Raw genomic sequence first — 2,537 nt, forward strand, 5'->3', positions numbered from 1 at the left:
ATAGCTATTCCTTTTTGTTTGTTGTGATAATTTAAATTATAAGGAATACCTCCTTTTTTTAAACTAAAACTGTGCAATATCTATGGCTCTTAAACAATTTAATAATTTTTTTGTTTAAGAGCTATAGATATTCTTTTTAGTTTAATAAAAGCAGGTATTTCTTATAATTTAAATAAGCACAAATAAACAAAAAGGAATACCTATGCAACAATATAATACAAATCAGAAAAATAGTAATAATTATTAATAAAGCTAAAAATAAAAGAGTGCATGCTATCAAATTTAATATTAGTATTCGAATTTATTATTACTAGTATAAAAAGAAAATATAAAATAGGTCTACGGTCATTGAGAGAATATTAAAAAATATTATTTATATCAAAATAAAAAGAAGAAAATAAGAAAAACATAGCAGAAAGCATGCTTTTTATATTAAAGAAGTTGTCATGTATGCGGCATGACTGTGAAGCCTTGCAAATCTAAAATTTAAAAATTTATTTTTTCATAAACTGTATTTGTTTAGGTATATACAAAATTATTTTAATAGTTAAACTGTATGCTTATAACAGTTTAACTATTTTTAATTATTATTTTTTATTAGTGGCATTATATTCTGTTATATTAGTTTGAAATTTTTTTGTAAGCTCATCATTATAATAGAATTCCATATTATTACTGTAGAGCACTGCATTTAATTTGTTTCCGTTTTCATCAAGAGTAAAATAAAAATCCTCTTTACTGAATAACTCCATAGTATATACAGCTTCATTCTTACTTTTTATTTCTTTTACAGAAGTAGTAGCTAAAGTTATTAATGAACCTAGAGGATCAATCACAGTTTTTTCATCACCCACCAAAACTTTATCTGCTATGAAAAGTATTGATTGATTTTTAGTGTTTGTGTAGAATTTATTGCAGGCATTTTTGAACCAGCCGTCATCTTTGCTTTGGCATGATATAAATAACAATGCTGAAACTGCTATTAAGAATTTTAGTTTCATTTTTATTCTCCTTAAATTATAAATTAATTATTTTTTATTCTCTGAAATTAGGATTATGTTTTAATGTGCCTTTTATATAATAAACATCATCTCCTATAGTAAGAGAAGCATTTATATAAAGCTCTGACTTTTCATATCTAAAAGTTGATGTTTTAAATATTATAGGCGTATCATTATTTTCTGCATATACTACTGCATGTATAGAAAATTCTGATGAAGATATTTCAACTATATTTTTTGCTTGTATTTCACTGTTTATATATAAATCTTCTAAAGGCAGTTTTATTAATAAAGTACCATTATCTCTGTACGTATTTCTTGAGCCCAAAACTCTCATTTGTGTTTCACCTAAAGAAGAATTATTTTTAGTTATTTGTACAAAACCTACACAAAATCTGTCATTCCAGCTTTTATTTATACCCCTGTTCCATATTCAGGCACTCTGAGATTATTTTGTTTTGTATATGATCTTTGATTAAAATAAAATAAACATATTAAAGATAAAGCAAAAATAAAGTGTATATTTATTTTGTTCATTATTTTTATAATCCTTTTTATATTTTTAAATTTATTAAAAGATAATATTAATCCATTTTATTGACTATAAATTATTTTGATATTAAAAATCAAGGGTTTTACTTGATGTTGTATAAAGTAAAACCCTTTTTATATTTTGTTTAGAAATAGGAATTATTATTTATAGCTAGGATCTATTGGTGTACCTTCTATAGGAGTTACGCTTGTACTGCTTTCTGAAAATTTAACTCTTCCTTTTAAATTATAAGTTTCAGTTACAGCTTCTTTATCTTTTTCTTTTGTAATTTTTGTTAATGTAACACCCACCTCATCCATTTCTAGGAATGTAGCAATTTTTATTTTTTCGCCTTTTAATTCAATATATTCTAATTTTTCTTCAGTATTATTTAAAACATAAAGTGTATGTATATCGTATCCATATGCAGTGTGTACTATATTTTCTGGAAGTATTCTTATAAGATCTGATGTAAATCCTAATGTTTTTAACAAAGGCATTTTTACTAAAATACCGCCTTCATATTTTCCTTGCAGATTTGCATCTTTTGAAGATGTGCTTAATAAAAAGTCATTTGCAGATGTTAGATTTTGTGGATTGTTACCTGTTAAAGTAAAAGGCGAATCTGTAGTAGGAGCATATTTATATTGTCTGTAACTGCTGCCTACTCCTTCTCCGTCTGTTGTAACAGTTGGAAGTCCTGAAGAGCTTCCGCCGCCGTTGTTATCACCAGGTCCTGTTTTGTCTTTGTTGGAACAGCTGATAGACAAAAGCCCTGCTAAAAATAAAGTGAAAATAATTGATAAAATCTTTTTGTTCATATTGAACTCCTTTGAATTGTTTTTATATAAACATGAATTCATGTTTATTGCTAGTTATCATACCATCAATATATATTTAAAATAATTTAAATGTTTAAATACATTTAAATTTAAATTTAAATGTATTTATAAATTTATTTTATTATAAATTACTAATCTGAAAAAATCAATACAAATTTTATT

At 24.8% G+C, this 2,537-nt stretch carries 4 protein-coding genes; all 4 read right to left on the reverse strand.

Features of this window, described 5'->3' with window-relative positions:
- Window positions 1-587 precede the first annotated feature (587 nt).
- The 4 genes from Q1X91_RS15565 to Q1X91_RS15580 all read right to left on the reverse strand — a co-directional run bounded on the left by Q1X91_RS15565 (window position 588) and on the right by Q1X91_RS15580 (window position 2,354).
- The gene (locus Q1X91_RS15565) at window positions 588-1,001 is read right to left on the reverse strand and encodes a hypothetical protein (protein ID WP_300759520.1); all 414 of its coding nucleotides are present in this window, start codon (window positions 999-1,001) and stop codon (window positions 588-590) included.
- A gap of 34 nt (window positions 1,002-1,035) precedes the next feature.
- Window positions 1,036-1,338, reverse strand: coding sequence for a hypothetical protein (locus Q1X91_RS15570; protein ID WP_300759522.1), 303 nt, complete (start codon window positions 1,336-1,338; stop codon window positions 1,036-1,038).
- 77 nt (window positions 1,339-1,415) lie between these two features.
- Window positions 1,416-1,538, reverse strand: a complete 123-nt coding sequence (locus Q1X91_RS15575) for a hypothetical protein (RefSeq protein ID WP_300759525.1) — start codon at window positions 1,536-1,538, stop codon at window positions 1,416-1,418.
- Between the two features lie 156 nt (window positions 1,539-1,694).
- Window positions 1,695-2,354, reverse strand: a complete 660-nt coding sequence (locus Q1X91_RS15580; RefSeq protein WP_300759527.1) for a hypothetical protein — start codon at window positions 2,352-2,354, stop codon at window positions 1,695-1,697.
- Window positions 2,355-2,537: the final 183 nt, after the last annotated feature.

The organism is uncultured Brachyspira sp., assembly GCF_949287625.1.
Classification (GTDB): domain Bacteria; phylum Spirochaetota; class Brachyspiria; order Brachyspirales; family Brachyspiraceae; genus Brachyspira.

What these genes read in the sequence shown, in the direction of transcription:
- Q1X91_RS15565 (WP_300759520.1), bottom strand. Translation starts at nt 1,001, where the DNA reads ATGAAACTAAAATTCTTAATAGCAGTTTCAGCATTGTTATTTATATCA.
- Q1X91_RS15570 (WP_300759522.1), bottom strand. Translation starts at nt 1,338, where the DNA reads ATGAGAGTTTTGGGCTCAAGAAATACGTACAGAGATAATGGTACTTTA.
- Q1X91_RS15580 (WP_300759527.1), bottom strand. Translation starts at nt 2,354, where the DNA reads ATGAACAAAAAGATTTTATCAATTATTTTCACTTTATTTTTAGCAGGG.
- Q1X91_RS15575 (WP_300759525.1), bottom strand. Translation starts at nt 1,538, where the DNA reads ATGAACAAAATAAATATACACTTTATTTTTGCTTTATCTTTAATATGT.